This window comes from Stenotrophomonas maltophilia group sp. SKK55 (genome assembly GCF_057179845.1).
The window spans coordinates 1-19,471 of record NZ_JBXUHP010000010.1; the positions used below are offsets into that span (position 1 = coordinate 1).

At 68.1% G+C, this 19,471-nt stretch carries 11 protein-coding genes; 3 read left to right on the forward strand and 8 right to left on the reverse strand.

Annotated features, from left to right (window positions below; all coding sequences use genetic code 11):
* Positions 1 to 286: 286 nt before the first annotated feature.
* The 7 genes from tsaB to AC2A1N_RS04650 all read right to left on the reverse strand — a co-directional run bounded on the left by tsaB (position 287) and on the right by AC2A1N_RS04650 (position 11,663).
* On the reverse strand, positions 287 to 1,000 hold the full coding sequence (gene tsaB, locus AC2A1N_RS04620; RefSeq protein ID WP_484371646.1) for a tRNA (adenosine(37)-N6)-threonylcarbamoyltransferase complex dimerization subunit type 1 TsaB: 714 nt from the start codon (positions 998 to 1,000) through the stop codon (positions 287 to 289).
* Positions 1,001 to 1,009: 9 nt separating this feature from the next.
* Positions 1,010 to 3,058 carry a DNA repair helicase YoaA gene (yoaA, locus tag AC2A1N_RS04625; RefSeq protein ID WP_346477289.1) on the reverse strand — a complete coding sequence of 683 codons (2,049 nt, stop codon included), beginning with the start codon at positions 3,056 to 3,058 and terminating at the stop codon, positions 1,010 to 1,012.
* Positions 3,059 to 3,728: 670 nt separating this feature from the next.
* Positions 3,729 to 4,265 carry a hypothetical protein gene (locus tag AC2A1N_RS04630; RefSeq protein ID WP_484371649.1) on the reverse strand — a complete coding sequence of 179 codons (537 nt, stop codon included), beginning with the start codon at positions 4,263 to 4,265 and terminating at the stop codon, positions 3,729 to 3,731.
* A complete protein-coding gene (mrcB, locus tag AC2A1N_RS04635; RefSeq protein WP_484371651.1) occupies positions 4,262 to 6,688 on the reverse strand; it encodes a penicillin-binding protein 1B in 2,427 nt (808 codons plus the stop codon). Before mrcB ends, AC2A1N_RS04630 begins: the two co-directional genes overlap by 4 nt.
* A 76-nt stretch (positions 6,689 to 6,764) precedes the next feature.
* Positions 6,765 to 7,718: a glycosyltransferase family 2 protein gene (locus AC2A1N_RS04640; RefSeq protein ID WP_242894317.1), complete on the reverse strand. Its 954-nt coding sequence runs from the start codon at positions 7,716 to 7,718 to the stop codon at positions 6,765 to 6,767.
* Positions 7,719 to 7,904: 186 nt separating this feature from the next.
* Positions 7,905 to 9,476, reverse strand: coding sequence for a hypothetical protein (locus AC2A1N_RS04645; RefSeq protein WP_484371653.1), 1,572 nt, complete (start codon positions 9,474 to 9,476; stop codon positions 7,905 to 7,907).
* Positions 9,477 to 9,506: 30 nt separating this feature from the next.
* Positions 9,507 to 11,663: a RelA/SpoT family protein gene (locus AC2A1N_RS04650; RefSeq protein ID WP_065196662.1), complete on the reverse strand. Its 2,157-nt coding sequence runs from the start codon at positions 11,661 to 11,663 to the stop codon at positions 9,507 to 9,509.
* Between the two features lie 130 nt (positions 11,664 to 11,793).
* Here AC2A1N_RS04650 and AC2A1N_RS04655 point away from each other — a divergent pair, with 130 nt between their 5' ends.
* Positions 11,794 to 12,318: a hypothetical protein gene (locus AC2A1N_RS04655; protein WP_061480345.1), complete on the forward strand. Its 525-nt coding sequence runs from the start codon at positions 11,794 to 11,796 to the stop codon at positions 12,316 to 12,318.
* Between the two features lie 74 nt (positions 12,319 to 12,392).
* Here the strand turns inward: AC2A1N_RS04655 and hrpA are convergent, their stop codons facing one another.
* Positions 12,393 to 16,475, reverse strand: coding sequence for an ATP-dependent RNA helicase HrpA (gene hrpA / locus AC2A1N_RS04660; RefSeq protein ID WP_484371656.1), 4,083 nt, complete (start codon positions 16,473 to 16,475; stop codon positions 12,393 to 12,395).
* An 86-nt stretch (positions 16,476 to 16,561) separates the two neighbouring features.
* On the opposite strand from hrpA, the gene AC2A1N_RS04665 reads away from it, so the two are divergent.
* Positions 16,562 to 17,110 (forward strand): Dps family protein, encoded by a 549-nt coding sequence (locus tag AC2A1N_RS04665; RefSeq protein WP_006439098.1) that lies wholly within the window; start codon positions 16,562 to 16,564, stop codon positions 17,108 to 17,110.
* A 511-nt stretch (positions 17,111 to 17,621) separates the two neighbouring features.
* A complete protein-coding gene (gene recQ, locus AC2A1N_RS04670) occupies positions 17,622 to 19,424 on the forward strand; it encodes a DNA helicase RecQ (RefSeq protein ID WP_242894170.1) in 1,803 nt (600 codons plus the stop codon).
* The last annotated feature ends 47 nt before the right edge of the window (positions 19,425 to 19,471 follow it).

The window sequence follows — 19,471 nt, forward strand, 5'->3', positions numbered from 1 at the left end:
CATCGGTGTAGCTACGACGGGTGATACGGGACATAAGGGACCTCCAAGTGCGATCAAAGTATCGCTTCTTGGCGTCCGCTGACGGGGGGCCAGATCAATCCGCGCCATGGATGGCGCGGCTAAGCCCCCATGGGTGAGGGCGCTTCGCTTGCGAAGCATTGCTTCGCAAGCGCCCGAACGCCCAGCCGCCAGCGGCTGGGCCGGACTGGGGGTTCACGGCGTCCCCCGCGCACCCACCTCGCCCGGCCAAGCGCGGCTCGTGCTTTCGCGCTCCGCCACGAGGGGCTCAGCCGTTGGCCTTCGCCTTCGCTTCTCGCGCCGCCTGCTGCTCGACCAGGGTCAGTGCCACGTTGTCGCGCAGGTACGCCGGCTCGACCTTCTCCGGTGCGATCGCCTCGCCACGCGCGAACGCCGGCACGGCCAGTGCCAGCACGTCCGACGCCCGCGGCAATGCCGCAGCATCGAAACCGCGCAGGCCACTGCCCAACTGTGCCACCAGCGCGCCGTCGGCCGCGCCGAAACCGGTACCCACACCGTAGGCGGACAGCCCTTCCGGCAACGTCACCACGGAGGGCGCGCAGACGCGCTCGGCATCCTGCGCGACCGGCAGGCCGTCCACGCGTTCGAAGCGCGCGACGTAGAGTTCGCCCATCCGGGCATCGATTGCCGACAGGATCTGCGTTTCTTCCACCGGTGCCCGCAGCGCCAGCACCTGCAGCGTCGAAACCGGCAGCAGCGGGCGGTCCAACGCCAACGCGATGCCTTGGGCGATGGCGATCGCCAGGCGCACACCGGTGAACGCCCCCGGGCCGCGACTGAGCGCGATGCCGTCGAGCTGGCGACGGCTGATGCCGGCTTCGGCCAGCAGCGCCTCGGCCCATGGCAGGCTCAGGTCGGCATGCCGGCGCGGGGCGATCTCGAAGCGTTCCAGCACCTGCCCATCGACATGCAGGGCAACGGAGCAGGCTTCGGTGGCGGTTTCAAAGGCGAGCAATTTCATCAGATCAGGTCAGAACAGGGGGAACGTGGCACCGGGAGCCGGCTCCGGGCCCGGCGCAACAGCGGCCGGGTCAGCCGCATCATCAGCCACGGGCAGCCATTGTGGCGTAAAGAAGGCCTGCACATCGGCCAGGCTGCGGGTGCGGCGGAAGGGTGGTAGTGAATCCAGGAAGACCCGGCCATAGCCACGGTTGAGCAGGCGCGGATCGCACAGGACCAGCACGCCACGGTCGCTTTCGCTGCGGATCAGGCGACCGACACCCTGCTTCAGTGCGATCACCGCCTGCGGCAACTGTTCGTCGCGGAACGGATTGCCGCCCTGGCTGCGGATCGCCTCCAGGCGTGCCTCGTACACCGGATCGTCCGGTGCCGCGAACGGCAGCTTGTCGATCATCACCACACTCAGCGCTTCGCCGACCACGTCCACGCCCTCGCGGAAACTGGCCGAGCCCAGCAGCACGCCATTGCCCGATTCACGGAAGCGCTGCAGCAGCGTCGCGCGCGGTGCCTCACCCTGCACGAACAACGGCCATGGCCCGTCGCGCAGTGCTTCGGCCGCCTCGCGCAATGCACGGTGCGAGGCGAACAACAGGAATGCCCTGCCCTGCGATGCCTGCAGCACCGGCCGAAGGGTCTGGATCAGCGCGGTTCCGAAGCCCCGTGCAGCCGGATCAGGCAGGCCTTCCGGGAGGTAGCACAACGCCTGCTCGGGCCAGTTGAACGGACTCGGCTGGACCAGGGTATGCGGATCGTCCAGGCCCAGGCGCGTGGCGATGTGGTCGAATCCATTGCCCACGGTCAGCGTGGCCGAGGTGAAGATCCATGCCGCGCGGCTGCGCTCGCGATGCTCGCGCAGCGGGCCGGACACATCCATCGGCGTGCGCTGGCAGCGGAAACCCCGCGGCGTGAGTTCGTACCAGAGCACATCGGTGGCACTGGCGTGGTCCGCCGGATCGGCATCGAAATCGAGGGTGGGTTCATCATCGCCCAGCCAGCGCTGCAACCGCGACACCGCCTCGCGCGCCCGCGCATGGCAGGCGTCCAGACCCGCCGCCGATTCGCGCAGCGGCTGAAGTGCCTGCTCCAGCGCCACCAGGCCGGCCATCACCGTATCGAAACCGTCGCGGACCTGTGGCATGGCCAGCGCACGCCACTGCGTACCACGCGGCGGCAGCCCCTCCATCGCCGAACGCAACGCCAGCAATGCCTGTTGCAACTGGTCGACCGGCTCCTGCAGCGCCGATTGTGCGCCCCCTACGCCGCGCGCTTCAGCCAGGCAGTCGCGACCCAGTTCCTGCCATGGGCGCATGCCGAAACCTTCGCCGAAGAACTGCGCTGCCAGTTCGGGCAGCTGGTGTGCCTCGTCGATGACAAAGGCCTGCGCCCCCGGCAGCAACTCGCCGAAGCCGTCCTGTTTCAGTGCCAGATCGGCCAGCAGCAGGTGGTGGTTGACCACCACCACGTCGGCGGCCTGCGCACGCTGCCGTGCGCGCACCACGAAGCAGTCATCCCAGAATGGGCAATCGGTGCCCAGGCAATTGTCGACAGTGGAGGTGACCATCGGCAGCAGCGGCGAGTCATCGGCCAGGCCCTCCAGTTCGGCGATGTCACCGAACTCCGAGCGGCCGGACCACGCCAGGATGCGCTGGAACTGCGCGGCCTGTTCGGGACTGGAAAACCGCGGCTCGCCCCGCGCCTGCTGCAGTCGGTAGCGGCACAGGTAGTTCGCGCGCCCCTTCAGCAGCGCGCTGCGCAGGCCGACGCCCAGCGCCTGGCGCACGCGCGGCAGATCGCGGTGGTAGAGCTGGTCCTGCAGCGCGCGGGTACCGGTGGAGATGATGGTGCGCAGCCCGGACAGCAGCACCGGCACCAGATAGGCGAAGGTCTTGCCGGTGCCGGTACCGGCCTCGGCCAGCAGCAGGTCCCGCTGCTGCAGCGCGTCGGCAATGGCTGCGGTCAGGTGCAGCTGTGCCGGACGCGGGACGAAGGCATCCAGGTGCGAGGCGAGCGCGCCGCCTTCGCTGAGGGCTTCGCGGCTGGCATGGACAAGGTCGGACATCAGAGGGAAAGGATACCCGGCCGGGCGCTGCCCGGCACCCGTTTCAAGCCGGAGCGCAGGCAAAGGCAACAGCAACAGCGTGGTTCATGACTCTGGGTTGCTGCGTGTTTGGCGGGGCGGGAGGGGCAGGCAGGACACGCCGTAAACCCGTCCATGGGGGCTCGATGGCGCCTTGCTCGTGTGCGCTGTCCTGCGCACACGGCAAGACCGGGGTTGGGCGTCCTGCCCAACCCGCCCGAGGCGTGCCTCGGGCCCATGGCGCCAACGGTCCTGCCTGCCCCTCCCGCCCCGCCTTCGACAGTTTCTCGGTGACGGATGGACGTGCTTCGTGGCGTCGCGCTTGCTCGACTGGATTCAGAAGCGGTGGGTCGAACGGAAACAAGAAGGGGTCGGAGCCGTTTTCCTGCGGAAAACGGATCCGACCCCACAACGAGTGCGCGCAGCGCGCGACCCGCTTTTGATTTTCTTTTTCTCTTCCGTGGCTGGCAGCACACGGAAACTGTCAGGGGCCGGGCGGGTGGGCTGCGCAGGGGCGTGAGCCGCATGGATGCGGCGACCGAGCTTACATGGACGTACTTGCAGCGTCCCCTGCGCAGCCCACCCGCCCGGCCCAATCACATGACCCGCATTTTGCGGCCAGCCACGAGGGGCTGCGCCGTTGGCTGGAAACTCAGTACCGCTTGATCCCCGGCACCGTGCAGCCCTCAATCTGCGCGTGCGCCGACACCGCATTCTCCTTCTCGCCCCGCGCCAGCCGCGACTGCTCGATCGTCGCCCAGTGCCGGCGGCACAGCGGCCCGGTCTTCGAGCCCAGATCCACGGCCTTGCGCGCGAACGTCTCCGCCTGTGCCCACTGCCCCTGCAGCAGCGCCAGTTCGGCACGCTCCTGCAGCACCGCCGGGTCACCAGCCACCATCTCCAGCGCATGGTCCAGGCTGCTGGCGGCACCGGCGAGGTCGTTGGCCTGGCGCTGCGCCTGCGCGGCCAGCCTCAGGTCTTCCACCTGCGAATCACGCAGCGGCTGCACCGACAATTCCTTGTCGTCCGGACCCGCTGCAGCATCCACGGCCGCCAGGCGCTGCGCCGGCGTGGTGGTGTCGACCGGTTTGACTACCGGCGGCGCGCTGCTCACGCAGGCGGCCAGGGCCAGACTTAGGCCGGTCAGGGCCAGGGGCTGCAGCAGGGTTCGCATGTTCATCGGCATCATCGGCTCGGGGGAGGAGTGGTGGCGGCAGGTTCGGCGGGTGCTTCCGGCTTGCGGTCCAGGCCGAACCAGCTGCGCCAGCCACCGCCCTCGCCTTCAGCCTCGCCCTGCCCCTCGGGCGACGCGGCCGGCGCGCACGGCGCATAGGCAGGCGCATAGCCCACCACGAACGGGAAACGACGCGCGCCGGGGCAGCCTTCATCGGTGCTGTTGAGACCGGTGGGAGCCACCGGCTGCCAATCCAGGCCCTTGTTGCTGACCCGCAATGGCGCACTCGGCAGGCGCTGGAAGATGCCAGACCAGACCCGCATCGCGCCAGTGGCGCCATACAGGCCGGCCTGCTGGTTCTGATCGTTGCCGATCCAGATCACCGCCAGGTGGTCGCCGGTGTAGCCGGCATACCAGCTGTCACGGCCATCGTTGGTGGTGCCGGTCTTGCCGGCTGGCTGCAGACGGCCGAGGCCATCAGCATTGAGCCGCTGCGCGGTACCACTGGTGACGACCTGCTGCAGGCCGACACTGATCAGGTTGGCGGCAATCGAATCGCCTTCCTGTGCCGGTGCCGGGGTCTTGTCATAGCGCTTGAGCAGCTTGCCCTGCGGATCGAGCACGCCACGCACGGCGTGCAGCGGCTGGATCTCACCCCCGGACGCGAGGAACTGGTACAGCTGCGCCATCGCATACGGGCTCTGGTCGGTCGAGCCGAGGATCACCGCCGGATTGGCCTCGGCCTTGATGCCGGCCAGCACATGGATCAGCTGGGTCACGCGCTCGGGGCCGACCTGCATGCCCAAGCGCACCGTCGCCTGGTTGTACGAATGCGCCAGCGCATCGATCAGGCGCACCGTGCCGTGGCTGCGGTTGTCGGCGTTGCCGGGGCTCCAGTTGCGGCCGCGGCCGAGCTGCACCGTCACCGGCGAATCATCGACCCAGCTGGCCAGCGAATAGCGGTCCGGCTGCGCCAGGGCCAGCAGGTACACGAACGGCTTGAGCAGCGAACCGACCGGGCGCTGCGCCTCGATCGCACGATTGAAGCCGACCTCGGACACCTCACGGCTGCCGATCACCGCCAGCACGTCGCCGTTGTGCACGTCGGTCAGCACCATGCCTGCCTGCAGTTCAGGGCGACGCTGGCTTTCCAGCGACTTGATGGTGCGGGTCACCGCGCCTTCGGCATAGGCCTGCGCGGACGGCGACATGCCGGTCATCACGCTCAGGCCCGCGCCCTGCAGCGCAGATTCCGGATAGTCATGCGCAAGCTGCCGGCGGACCAGGTCGACGTAGGCGGGGAAGCGGTTGGCTGCCACCAGGCCCGGTGTCTTGGGCACACCCAACGGAGCCTTCAGCGCGCGCTGGTACTCGGCATCGTCGATCAGCGTGGCCTCGTGCAGCTTGCCCAGCACGAAGTTGCGGCGATCCAGCGCACGTTCCGGGTTGCGCCGCGGGTCGTAGAAGGACGGCCCCTTGACCAGGCCGATCAGCAGGGCGATCTGCTCGGTCTCCAGCGACTGCAGGTCACGCCCGAACCAGAATTCGGCGCCGGAGGACATGCCATGGATCGCCTGGCTGCCGCGCTGGCCCAGGTACACCTGGTTGAGATACGCCTCGAAAATCGTGCGCTTGTCGTAGCGCGCCTCCATGATCAGCGCGTACAGCACCTCATTGAACTTGCGGGTGAGCGTCTGCTCCTTGCCGATGCCAAGCAGGCCGCTGCGGGCCAGCTGCTGGGTGAGCGTCGAGGCGCCCTGGCGGCTCTGGCCACCGGAACGGATCGTCACCCACACCGCGCGCGCGATGCCGGACAGGTCGATGCCGTGATGGCGGTTGAAGTCCTTGTCTTCCACTGCCTGCAGGCCGGTCACCAGCAGGTCCGGCGCCTCGTCCATGCGGATCAGGCGGCGTTCTTCCTGCTTCTGGCCGTACAGCGTGGCGATGCGCGCCGGATCCAGCCGCGCGGCCTTCAGTGCCTTGCGGCTGTCGGCATCGCGCAGCGAGGCCACGCCGCCATCGGCCAGCGACAGCTCCACCCGGCGCGGCGCCACCCGGCCATCGACATCGTTGTAGCCACGACTGGAGATCACAAAGCGACCGCCGTTCACCGCATAGGTGGCCGGCTCCTTGCCCTGGCCGTCATCACGATAGGCGGAGGCGGCCAGTTCGGTCTTCAGCGTGGACGCATCCATCGCCTTGCCGGGGGTGAGCACCAGCGGGCGCGCATACACGCGCGTCGGGATCTGCCAGCGCAGCTCGCCGAAACGCTGGGTCACCTGCTGGTTCAGGTACAGCGTATAGGGAATGAGGAAACCCAATCCCAATGCGACCGCAGCCATGCTCCAGGTGATCAGCCGGCGCCGCCACAGCGGACCGCTGTCCTGCGGGTCGTCGTCGAAATCGTCGATGTCGTCGGAATCGTAGCGTCGGGGCACGGGAGAAACATGGCATGGGCGTCAGCGGAGTCTACCCCAGCCCATTTCCACAGGTCAGGTTCACCAAACCGCCTGTTCAGCGATTTACCGGAGGCAATGGTCCGCCCTTGCCTCGAAGTCCATCCCACAGACCTCTCAGCATGAACCGCAACCGAATCCAGCGAGGGGCGAGGAACAGACCGTTGCCTGCCAGCTTCAGCAACAGGCGCGGCACATCCTGGGCAATCCACACCCGTGGCGTATAGGCACGTCCATAGAGTAGAACGCGATTGCGCATAATGAAGTAAAGGCGGAAGGGCTTGTGCACGATCACGCCATCCGGCTTCGTACGTGATGGCAGCAGCTCCTCGCCGATGCTATGGGTCATCTGCGCATCGCAGATGCCGTACAGAGAATAGCCCTGGCGCTTGGCCCTGAAACACCAGTCCATGTCCAGGTTGTCAATGAACAGGTCTTCGTCCATTGCACCAATATCCTGCAATGCCGACATCGGCACCAGCGAACCGGACGTGATGAGGAAATCGCAGGAGATGCGCTGGCCCGCCCCCCCTCGCAACTTGTGGTTGAACGGGAAGCCAAAGCGAACGAACGGGGCAAGCATGCCACTGCGCGAATCGCGGAACTGCGGCCCGACAGCAGCCACGCGCTCTGCGCGGGTGAGTTCGATCAGTGCAGTCCCCAGGACATCCACCATCTTTGGCGCCAGCACACTATCCTGATCCATCAGCAGCACATAAGCGAAGCCGAGCGCCTGCGCCCGCTCATAGGCCCGGTTCAAGGCACTCCCGAGGCCAACGTTGTGCGCCGAGGCAACCACGCTGATCCCCCCCCTTCCGGCCAGCAGTTCGTCGACATCAACACCAGTGCTGCCATTGTCGAACACCACCAGATGCCCCACCTGCTGCAGCACACTGTCAACCACCCGCCGCAACAGGTCCGGCTCGGGCCCATAGGTGACGATGACAGCGCAGACAAGGGAGGCATCGAATGCGGGCCCCGGACCTGGCCCTTGCGGAATCACTGGATTCATGACGTCATGTCGCTGGCTGCGGAACGCAGGCTGTGTGAAAAACGATGAAAACGACCAAAGGCCATCTCCCGCCAAGCCTGCAGCAATAGCATTGACAGCAAGACTGACAACTCACTGCACCGCTTGAGCGTGACGCAGCGGCTGGACTATACCCGACCAGTGCGACCTGCACGAATCCTGTCGATATCAGCGTGGTGGCAGCTCACCACCGGCGCGGCGCAGGCGATCTTCAAACGCCGGCAGTTCGGCCAGGTCCGGCTGCAGCAACCGCGCCTGTTCGGCGGCATGCGCGGCGAAGGCGAGGTCACCGTTACCGAGCCGCTCGCTGCCGATCGCCAGCCAGCGCTGGGCCAACCGCAGCCGCGCCGAGGGCAGTCCGGCTGCGGTCGGTGACAGGGTCTGCCAGGCCTGCAGGCAGGCGCCTGCCGCCTGCACGCGGTTCTGCCGCAGATTGTCGTCGAAGCAGCGTCGGCTGGCGGGCAGCAAGCGTGCGGCGGCCGCCTTCACCCGCGCATCGCGGGGAGCCAGCGACTGGGCTTCGCGCAACGCGTCGAACGCGCTGTGCCCGGGTGGGCTGATCCACTGCCCCGCGCGCTCGGCACGTTCGATCTTCCGCAGGTGGTCGCGCAGCTGGCGTTCGCGCTGCGCCGTGCTGACCGCGGGCTGCTGCAGAGCCCGCTGCGCCTGCTGCGCGCGCTGCAGGCGCTGCGCCAGTTGTTGCCGGACTGCCTGCGAAGCCCCCAGCTCCGCCGCCAGGGCCGCATCACGTTGCGCCGCATCGAACTGGAAGTCGTCGGCGGACTTCTGGCTGCGTGCAACCACTGCCTGCAGGGTCTGCTCACGCCCGCGCTGCGCATTGGAATCATCGGCGGCCACCACCAGAACCGCCTGGAAACCCTGGGCCGCAGCTTCCAGCTGCTGCCGTCGCAACGCACGCTGCGCCTGCCGCAGGCGCCGGTCGGCCGCGCGCGCGAGGGCCTCCTCGCTCGCCGGCAGATCGGCATGACCGGCATCGAACTGACGGGCACGACGCAGGAGCGCGGCCGCCTCGGCCAACTCCCCACGCTCTGCCAGCGTGCGTGCCTGCAGCAGCAGGTCGCTCAGCGCATCTTCGCGCCCTTCCAGCGCCGGCAGGTTGTCCGGCTGCAGGGCCAGGATGCGCTGGAACAAGGGCAACGCACTGCTGTCGCCGTCATCCAGGCGTCCGGCCGCGAACGCGTTACGCGCCTGCGCCAACAACGCACCAATACCGGCTCCGGCGCTGCGTCGCGCCTGCAACTGGCGGGCGACCGCATCGGCGTCGCCCTGCGGCACCTGCAGCTCACGGGCCAGTGCCAGGGCCTGCGCGCTGCCGTCCAGGTCATCCACCTGCAGGCGATCGCGCGCCTGTTGCAGCGCTGCCGCGCCGGTATTGGCCAGGCCCTGGCGCGCCTGCGGGCGATCACCGTCCAGCGCCAGCGCCGCCTGGTAGCGCTCGCGCGCACCACTGCCATCGGCATCGCTCAGGCGCCCAGCCGCCAATGCACGATCCCCCTCGGCCAGCAGCTGTTCGATCTGCGGCTCATCCCAGAACCAGTCTGCCAACGGCTTGCGCAGCAGGACCAGCAGCACGAACACGGCCAGCGCTGCGAGCAGCGCCCAGCGCCAGATCCGGCGCGCATGGCGCGCCTGCAGCCACCACCAACGCCCCTCGCGACGGACACGGTCCAGCGCAGGATGTTCAGCGCCATGCGGGCGATGCGGGGGCTCGCGTTCCATGCGTGCAGGGTAGCCGGGGCAGCGTGAAGCTCAGCCGAGGCGACGCGCCTCGCTCACGCCCGGCAGCGCATCGAGCTTGCCCAGCAGCGTCGACAACTGCCCGTAGTCACTGACCTTCAGGCGCAGCCGCAGATGGGCACGGCCACTGTTGCGCACGTTGTCACTGTGGATGTCGAGCACGTAGGCGTCTTCCTGGGCGATCAGGTTGGTGATGTCCTTCAGCAGCCAGCGGCGATCGACCGCATCGACCACGACGTCCACCTCGTAGCCGCCTCCGGCCTGGCCCCATTCCACCGGCAGGATGCGCTGCGGGCTGCTGGCCGCCAGCCGGGCCAGCGCGGCGCAGTCTGCACGATGCACGGTGACACCCCGGCTACGGGTCAGGTAGCCGACGATCGGCTCGCCGGCCACCGGCTGGCAGCAGCGTGCCAGCTGCACCAGCAGGTTGCCCACGCCCTGCACGGTGAACTTGGACTTGCCCAGGTTCTCGCGGCGCGCGGTCGGCCGCGGCAGGGTCGGTGCGGGTGCGGGCTGGCTGGCGGCACGCTCCGCCTCCAGCAGCGCACGGCTGACCTGGTTCGGGCCGGTATCGCCCAGCGCCACCTGGATGTACAGGTCATCGACGCTGTCGGCATGGAACTTCTTCGCCGCCACAGCCAGGTCCGCGTGCTGCAGGCCCAGCCGCTTCAGCTCGCGCTCGAGCAGCTCGCGACCGGCCTGCACGTTGCGCGCGCGGTCCAGCTTGTGGAACCAGCTGCGCACCTTCTCGCGCGAGCGGTTGCTGGCCAGGAAGCCGTTGGCCGGCATCAGCCAGTCGCGGCGCGGATCGGCCTCCTTGCCGGTCAGGATCTCGACGCGGTCGCCGCTGCGCAGGCGGTAGGTCAGCGGCACGATGCGGCCGTTGACCTTGGCGCCGCGGCAGCGGTGGCCCACCATGGTGTGCACCTGGTAGGCGAAATCGAGCGGCGTGGCGCCCTGCGGCAGATCCAGCACCTCGTCCTTCGGGCTCAGCGCATAGACCCGGTCCTCGGTCAGCTCGGCATCAAGCGCCCCGGCCAGTTCATTGCCCTGCCCGTCCTGCGCCTGTTCCAGCAGCTGGCGCATCCAGGTGATCTTGCGGTCGAAGGACTTCTCCGCGCCCTTGCCACCTTCCTTGTACTTCCAGTGCGCGGCCACGCCCAGCTCGGCCTGCGAGTGCATTTCATGGGTGCGGATCTGCACTTCGATGGTGCGACCTTCCGGGCCGACCACGGCGGTATGCAGCGAGCGATAGTCGTTGGCCTTCGGGCGTGCGATGTAATCATCGAACTCGCTCGGTACCGGTGCCCACAGCGCGTGCACCACGCCCAACGCGGCATAACAGGCGGCAACGTCGTCGACCATCACGCGCACCGCACGGATGTCATACAACTGGTCGAAGGCCAACCGCTTCTTCTGCATCTTCCGCCAGATGCTGTAGATGTGCTTCGGGCGGCCGCTGACTTCGGCCTTGATGCCCTGGGCGACCAGCTCGCGCGACAGCACCTTCTTGACGTTCTCGACGTAACGCTCGCGGGCGATGCGGGTTTCATCCACCTCGCGGGCGATGCGGCGGTAGGTTTCCGGTTCCAGGTGGCGGAACGCCAGGTCCTCCAGCTCCCACTTCAGCTGCCAGATGCCCAGCCGGTTGGCCAGGGGCGCGTGGATGTCGCGGGTCAGCTGGGCCAGCGCGCGCCGCTGCTCCTCGTCCAGCTTGTCGGCCGCACGCATCCTCGCGAGCTGGCGCGCCAGCAGGATCGGCACCACGCGCAGGTCGCGGATGATCGCCAGCAGCAGCCGGCGCAGGCCCTCACTGTTGCGCCCCGCCTCACGGCCGGCATGCAGCGCCCACACCGGATCGGCCGCATCCTGGCCATCCAGCAGGCCGGTCACCGCCGCCTTGTGGTTGCCCAGCGGTAGCTGGTCCAGGCTGGCGCGCAGGCCCGGCAGGTCGAACAGCAATGCGGCCACCACCGCGCCTTCGTCGGCCGAGAGCATCGCCAGCGCATCGAGGGTATCGCCCAGCACCGACCAGCTGGCACGCATCTGGTGGTCGCAATCCGGCGCTTCCCAATGCTCACGCAGGGCCTGGCGCAGCGGAGCAGGCAGCACCGCTGCCGAGGGACGGTTCAACAAGGCATCCAGGCCGGGGACGGAAGCGCGGTTCACAGCATCGAGCAGGCAAGACAGAGGCCCCTACACTAGCGCCGGCGCCGTTCAGGGACAATCACTGCACCTACCATCACCCGGCATGAAGACATGCCGCTACACTCGCCCACACACCCAGGAGAGACCCGCCATGCCTTCGATTGCCCCGCGCGTCCGTCCACGGCTGCTGGCCTGTGCCGCCGTGCTGCTGTCCCTGTCCGCGCCTGCGCTGGCCCAGCGCGTGGTGGAGGGCGACCTGCAGCAGCAGATGTCGCCCTCCGAGTTCAAGGCCGCCGGGCTGGACAAGCTCAGTGCTGGTGAACTGGCCACGCTCAACCGCTGGCTGCAGGGCAAGGTCGAGGCGGCCACCACCCAGGCCGTCGCCGCAGCGCGCGAAGAAGGCCGCCAGGAAGTGATCAAGAAGAACCGCGGCTTCCTGGACTTCGGCAGCAGCGAACCGATCGAAAGCAACCTGCAGGGTGAATTCCGTGGATTCGGCCAGGGCCGCCGCTACGTGCTGCAGAACGGCCAGGAGTGGGAGCAGATAGACGCCACGCACTATTCCGGTGGCCGCAAGGACGCCCCGCGCGTCAGCATGCGCCCAGGGGTGATGGGCGCCTGGTATATGAAGGTGGACGGGGTGAACGTGCAGCCGAAGGTTCGCCGCACCAAGTAACGTCCGGGCATTCCGGCCGTGCCGGCTCCCTGCCCGGCCGGCCCCGGTCGCCCGAGGGGGCGATCCGGGCGCGCTCAGGCCTGGCGCAATGCAGCCACGCGCTGCGCCAGCTTCTTCGCCGAGATACCGGTGCGTGCCCCCAGCTCCTGCGCGAACAGCGATACCCGCAGTTCTTCCAGATCCCAGCGCAGCGCCTGCCATTGCGGGCGATCACGCAGGCCCTGCTGCTCGCCCGCCGCCAGTGCTTCCAGGAACGGATGCAGTTCCAGCATGCGCGCCTGGTCGCGCGGCGGATCACGCTTGGCACGTTCGGTGCGCAGGATCATCGCCTTCAGGTAACGCGGATACTGCGCCAGCGCGTCGGCCGGCGTATCGCGCAGGAAGCCGGGGTGGATCAGCCCGGCCAGCTGCGCTTCCATGTCGTCCAGGTTGCCGCGCGCCCAGCCCATCAGCGGCGCCTCCAGCATCGGCTTCAGCTCCGCCACCAGCGCCAGGATGGATTCGGCCAGCTTCAGCCGCGACATCGCCTCGCCAAACAGGGCCTTGGCGGCATGCTCGCGGCGCTGCTCGAAGGCCGCCGCATCACGGATGTCTTCCAGGCCCTCGGCCAGCACCGCGTTCATCGCTGCATCGACCAGGTCACCACGCAGGCGCTCCTGCGATTCGATCGCGGCATACAACAGGCCGGTCTTGGCACCGACCGGCAACTGCTTGCGTGCCTGCTTCACCTTGTCGGCCAGGGCGATCTCCAGCAGGCGGCGCACGCCCAGCGGATGGGCGTCCTGCGCCTGCTGGCGGTCGGCGAAGATGCGCAGCGCCACGCTGTCGCCCTCGTCCAGCAGCGCCGGATAGGCCGGCACGCCGGCTTCACCGGGTACCTGCAGCGGAATCGGCGTGGCCGGGAACGTGCGCAGGCCGTCAGCCGCCATCTCGCGCCCGGCACGCGCGGCGAAGGCATCGCCAGCACGGCCACCGAATTTCGCGCGCAGCGCTTCCAGATCACGCGAGGTGGCCAGCACCTTGCCCTGTTCGTCGCGCAGCCGCAGGTTCATGTGCAGGTGTGGCTCGATCGAACCCGGCTCGAAATCCAGTGCGGTCACCGTCGCGCCGGTCGCACGTGACAGGAAACGCGCCAGCTCGCCGGTGATGGCATCGGCGCTGGGCTGCGGGAAGGCCTCGTAGAACGCGCGACCGAAGTCCGGCGCCGGCACGTAGTTGCGGCGCATCGCCTTGGGCAGGCTGCGGATCAGTGCCGAGGCCTTGTCGGCGACAAAGCCCGGCGCCAGCCAGCCCAGCTGCACCGGGTCCAGCGCGTTGAGCAGGTGCAGCGGCACGTCCAGGGTGACGCCATCGTCGTCGGCCCCCGGTTCGAAGCGGTAGTGCAGCGGCAAGCGTGCCTGGCCCAGCGCCAGGTACTTCGGATAGCGCTCCTGTTCGCTGCCCTCACCGGGCAACAGGTCTGCCAACGACCAGTGCAGCGCCTTGCGCTGTTCCGGCGCCAGCCCTTTCCACCAGCTATCCAGTCCCGCCGCCGAGTGGATCTGCGGCGGCACCCGGTCCAGGTACCAGCGTGCCTGCCAGTCTTCGTCGGCAACGATGCCGGCGCGGCGCAGCTTGGCTTCTTCCTCGCGCGCGACCTCCAGCACTTTCTGATTGTCGGCGACGAAACTGGCGCGGGTATTGATCTCGCCGGTCACCAGTGCCTGGCGCACGAAGATGTCATGCGCCTCGCCCGGCGCGATGCGGCCGTAATGGACCGGCTTCTTCGGTGCCAGCACCAGGCCGAACAGGCTGATCTGCTCAGACGCCAGCACCTGGCCCTGCGCGCGCGACCAGTGCGGGTCGAAGTGCTTGCGCAGCAGCAGGTGCGGCAGTTCGGCGATCACCCAGTCCGGCTCGATCGCGGCCAGGGTCATGCCCCATACCTTCTGCGTATCCAGCAGGTTGGCCACCAGCAGCCACGGCGGTGGCCGCTTTGCCAGCGCCGAACCGGGGAACGGCAGGAAGCGGCGCTGGCGTGGTGCCTGGAAATCGCCCTTCTCGGTGCGGTGGCCGATCTGCGTCGGCAGGCCCGCCACCAGTGCCCGGTGCAGGGTCTGGTAGGCAGCAGCGCGTACACGTTCGCTGAAGCCGCCGCCCACGGGCGCCTGTTCCTTCTGCGCGCGCACGGCCACCGGTGCCGGTGCGGCCTCGGCCTTGCCTTCGCGGGCCAGGCGCGCGGCACGATGCAACTGGCCGCGGGTGGCCTTTACTGCGGCCGCGTCATCACGCGCCGGTGCCGGCGCACTGCTGCCGGCCAGCAACGGTGCCATCGACGCCTCGCTGGCCTCTTCCTTCCAGCCCAGTTCCTCGCACAGCAGCCGCAGCTGGCGATGCAGCTCGCGCCACTCGCGCATGCGCAGGAAGCCGAGGAAATGACGTCCGCACCAGTCGCGCAGCTTGGACTGGGTCAGGTCTTCATGGGCCTGCCGGTAGGCATCCCACAGGCGCAGCACGCCGACGAACTCGGAGCGGCCATCGGCGAACTGCGCATGCGCGCTGTCGGCCGCACCGCGCGCTTCCGGCGGGCGTTCGCGCGGGTCCTGGATGCCCAGGAACGAGGCAATCACCAGCATCGGCCGCAGGCAGCCGGCGGCCTGCGCGGCGACCAGCATGCGCGCCAGCTTCACGTCCACCGGCAGGCGCGCCATCTGCTTGCCGATGGTGGTCATGCGCCGCTCGGCATCGATCGCGCCCAGCTCGGTCAGCTGCTGCCAGCCATCGGCTACCGCGCGCTCGTCCGGTGCCTCCAGGAACGGGAACTCCTCGATGCGGCCCAGGCCCAGCTGCAGCATGCGCAGGATCACGCCGGCCAGGCTGGAGCGGCGGATTTCCGGATCGGTGAACTCCGGCCGCGCCTGGAAATCCGCCTCGGCATACAGGCGGTAGCAGATGCCTTCGGCGATACGACCGCAGCGACCCTTGCGCTGGTTGGCGCTGGCCTGCGAGATCGGCTCGATGTGCAGGCGATCCAGCTTGTTGCGCGGGCTGTAGCGCTTGACGCGGGCGAAGCCCGGATCGACCACGTAGCGGATGCGTGGCACCGTCAGCGAGGTCTCGGCCACGTTGGTGGCCAGCACGATGCGCCGGTTCGGCCCGGGGTTGAACACCCGGTCCTGGTCCTGGTTGGACAGGCGCGCGTACAGCGGCAGCACCTCGGTATTGCCGTACTTGCGCCGTTCCAGCGACTGGTGCGCATCGCGGATCTCGCGCTCGCCCGGCAGGAAGATCAGCACGTCGCCGCGTGCGTCCAGGCGGGTGATCTCGTCGATGGCCGACACGATGGCATCGTTGACGGTGCGCTCGCCCTGGTCTTCGCCCTCGCCTTCCAGCGCGCGGTAGCGCACTTCCACCGGGTAGGTACGGCCTTCGACGCTGATCACCGGCGCATTGTCGAAATGCTGGGCGAAGCGTTCGGTGTCGATGGTGGCCGAAGTGACGATCAGCTTCAGGTCCGGGCGCTTGCGCAGCAGCTGCTTCAGGTAGCCCAGCAGGAAGTCGATGTTGAGGCTGCGTTCGTGTGCCTCGTCGACGATGATCGTGTCGTAGTTCGACAACCAGCGGTCGCTGGCGATCTCCGCCAGCAGGATGCCGTCGGTCATGAACTTGATGCGGCTGTCGTCGCTGACCTTGTCATTGAAGCGCACCTGGTAGCCTACCAGCTGGCCCAGTTCGCTCTGCAGTTCCTGCGCCACGCGGCTGGCCACCGCACGTGCGGCGATCCGTCGCGGCTGGGTGCAGCCGATCATGCCGGCCTGGCCACGGCCTGCGGCCAGGCACAGTTTCGGCAGCTGGGTGGTCTTGCCCGAACCGGTTTCACCGGCGATCACCACCACCTGGTGGTCGCGGATCAGTTTGATGATCGCGTCGGCTTCACGCGCAATCGGCAGCTGCGGGTCCAGAGTAATGGACGGCTGCTGTTGCGCCCGCACCTGCCGGCGCTGCACCGACGCCTGCAAGGCCTGCTCGAAAGTAGCGGCCAGTGCCGCATCCTGCGGCTTGGCCTGGCAACGCGAGAGCATTCCCAGCAAACGGCCCCGGTCGCGGCTCATGGCGCCGTCGATGGCGGCGCGCTGTTGGCGCAGGCGGGGCGATGGATTTTTATCGATAGAGTTCATCAATCGGTTCGTTCAAAACTTTGAAAGCGACCAGTCATCACGACCGGTTTATTGTGAAGGCCAACGATTCCACAAGGAGGAACCCCATGGCGAAGACCAAGAGCACGACCAAGGCCAAGACCGGCAAGCAGAAGCTTGCAGCGGCGGCACCGTCGGCACCGAACATCGATATCGGGATCACCCAGGGCGACCGCAAGAAGATCGCCGACGGTCTGTCGCGCTTCCAGGCCGATGCGTTCACGCTCTACCTGAAGACGCACAACTTCCACTGGAACGTGACCGGGTCGATGTTCAACTCGCTGCACACCATGTTCGAGACGCAGTACACCGAGCAGTGGGCGGCCTTGGACGACGTGGCCGAGCGCATCCGCGCGCTGGGCTTCAATGCCCCGGGCTCCTACCGGGAGTTCGCTGCGCTGACCTCGATCGCCGAGGAACCGGGCCTGACCGACAGTGCGGACTGGCGTGAAATGGTACGCCAGTTGGTGGTCGCCAACGAAGCGGTATGCCGTACGGCACGTGAAGTCCTGGACGTGGCGGCCAAAGGGGACGACGCCCCGACCGAGGATCTGATGACCCAGCGCCTGCAGACCCACGAGAAGTACGCCTGGATGCTGCGTTCCCTGCTCCAGTAAGAGTTGGGGGTGGTTCGGCAGGGCTGCGCCCTGCACCCGCAGAGGCAACTGCAACGGCAACGGCCGGAGCAAAAGCGGGTTTCCTGTGGGTTGGCGGGGTGGGTCCGGTTGCGGGGGACGCCGTGAATACGTCCATGTAGGCTCGGTCGCCGCATCCATGCGGCTCACGCCCCCGCAACCGGACCCACCCCGCCTTCGACAGATTTCCGCGATCTGCCGGCAAAGCCATTGGGGTCAGATCCGTTTTCCGCAGGAAAACGGATCTGACCCCATTTTGTTTGTCGATACCTGACAGATTTCATCCACGCATGGCGTGGAACTACCGGCCACCGGGCCAGGTCTGGGGGAGAGCCCCCTGAGTCAGGGGGCGGACGCGAAGCGGCGGGGGTCTGGGAGCTGGTAAGTGGGGCCCGCGTTTCGCGCAGCGAAGCGTGGGAGCGGCGGCGCGCATGCGATGGCGCGTTCCCAGGGCGCAGCCCTGCCGACTCCCCCGCCGGGGTAAACTAGCCGGATGGCTTCCCGTCCCGCGCACGACCTGCTCCAACGCGTCTTTGGTTACGACGATTTCCGTGGTCCCCAGCAGGACATCGTGGAGCATGTGGCTGCCGGTCACGATGCCCTGGTGCTGATGCCCACCGGCGGCGGCAAGTCGCTGTGCTACCAGGTCCCGGCCCTGCTGCGTGACGGTTGCGGCATCGTCATCTCGCCGCTGATCGCGCTGATGCAGGACCAGGTCGAAGCCCTGCGCCAGCTCGGCGTGCGTGCCGAGTACCTGAATTCAACCCTGGATGCCGAGACCGCCGGCCGCGTCGAGCGCGAACTGCTCGCCGGTGAGCTGGACATGCTCTATGTCGCGCCCGAGCGGCTGCTGACCGGTCGCTTCCTGTCGTTGCTGTCGCGCAGCCGGATCGCCCTGTTTGCCATCGACGAAGCACACTGCGTCTCGCAGTGGGGCCATGACTTCCGCCCCGAATACCGCCAGCTGACCGTGCTGCACGAGCGTTGGCCGCAGATCCCGCGGATCGCGCTGACCGCCACCGCCGATCCGCCGACCCAGCGCGAGATCGCCGAGCGCCTCGATCTGCAGGAAGCGCGCCATTTTGTCAGTTCCTTCGACCGCCCCAACATCCGCTACACCGTGGTGCAGAAGGACAACGCCCGCAAGCAGCTGACCGACTTCCTGCGCGGCCACCGTGGCGAGGCCGGCATCGTCTACTGCATGTCGCGGCGCAAGGTCGAGGAGACCGCTGAATTCCTCTGCGGCCAGGGCTTCAACGCCCTGCCCTACCATGCCGGCCTGCCGCCGGAAGTGCGCGCCGGCAACCAGCGCCGCTTCCTGCGCGAGGACGGCATCGTGATGTGTGCCACCATCGCCTTCGGCATGGGCATCGACAAGCCGGACGTGCGTTTCGTCGCGCACACCGACCTGCCCAAGTCGATGGAGGGCTACTACCAGGAAACCGGACGCGCAGGCCGCGATGGCGAAGCCGCCGAGGCCTGGCTGTGCTACGGCCTGGGTGATGTGGTACTGCTCAAGCAGATGATCGAGCAGTCCGAGGCGGGCGAAGAGCGCAAGCAGCTGGAGCGGGCCAAGCTCGACCATCTGCTGGGCTACTGCGAATCAATGCAGTGCCGCCGCCAGGTGCTGCTGGCCGGCTTCGGCGAAAGCTACCCCCAACCGTGCGGCAACTGCGACAACTGCCTGACGCCACCGGCCTCGTGGGACGCGACCATACCGGCACAGAAGGCGCTGAGCTGCGTCTACCGCAGCGGCCAGCGCTTCGGTGTCGGCCACCTGATCGACATCCTGCGCGGCAGCGAGAACGAGAAGGTGAGGCAGCAGGGCCACGACAAGCTGAGCACTTATGCCATCGGCCGCGACCTGGATGCACGCACCTGGCGCAGCGTGTTCCGCCAGCTGGTCGCCGCCAGCCTGCTGGAAGTGGACAGCGAGGGCCACGGCGGCCTGCGCCTGACCGATGCCAGCCGCGACGTGCTGACCGGCCGCCGCCAGATCAGCATGCGCCGCGACCCGGCCAGCAGCAGCGGACGCGAGCGCAGTGCGCAGCGCACCGGCCTGTCGGTACTGCCGCAGGACCTGGCCCTGTTCAACGCGCTGCGCGGCCTGCGCGCCGAACTGGCCCGGGAACAGAACGTACCGGCGTTCGTGATCTTCCACGACAGCACCCTGCGCAACATCGCCGAGCGGCGCCCGACCAGCCTGGACGAACTGGCCCGGGTCGGCGGCATCGGCGGTACCAAGCTGAGCCGCTATGGCCCGCGCCTGGTCGAGATCGTGCGTGAAGAAGGGTAGTGCCGGGCCAACCGTGCGCTGGTACCCCTGTAGAGCCGAGCCCACGC

Coding starts and splice junctions, on each gene's coding strand:
- tsaB (WP_484371646.1), bottom strand. CDS start 1,000: ATGAAATTGCTCGCCTTTGAAACCGCCACCGAAGCCTGCTCCGTTGCC.
- yoaA (WP_346477289.1), bottom strand. CDS start 3,058: ATGTCCGACCTTGTCCATGCCAGCCGCGAAGCCCTCAGCGAAGGCGGC.
- AC2A1N_RS04630 (WP_484371649.1), bottom strand. CDS start 4,265: ATGATGCCGATGAACATGCGAACCCTGCTGCAGCCCCTGGCCCTGACC.
- AC2A1N_RS04640 (WP_242894317.1), bottom strand. CDS start 7,718: ATGAATCCAGTGATTCCGCAAGGGCCAGGTCCGGGGCCCGCATTCGAT.
- AC2A1N_RS04645 (WP_484371653.1), bottom strand. CDS start 9,476: ATGGAACGCGAGCCCCCGCATCGCCCGCATGGCGCTGAACATCCTGCG.
- AC2A1N_RS04655 (WP_061480345.1), top strand. CDS start 11,794: ATGCCTTCGATTGCCCCGCGCGTCCGTCCACGGCTGCTGGCCTGTGCC.
- hrpA (WP_484371656.1), bottom strand. CDS start 16,475: ATGAACTCTATCGATAAAAATCCATCGCCCCGCCTGCGCCAACAGCGC.
- AC2A1N_RS04665 (WP_006439098.1), top strand. CDS start 16,562: ATGGCGAAGACCAAGAGCACGACCAAGGCCAAGACCGGCAAGCAGAAG.
- recQ (WP_242894170.1), top strand. CDS start 17,622: ATGGCTTCCCGTCCCGCGCACGACCTGCTCCAACGCGTCTTTGGTTAC.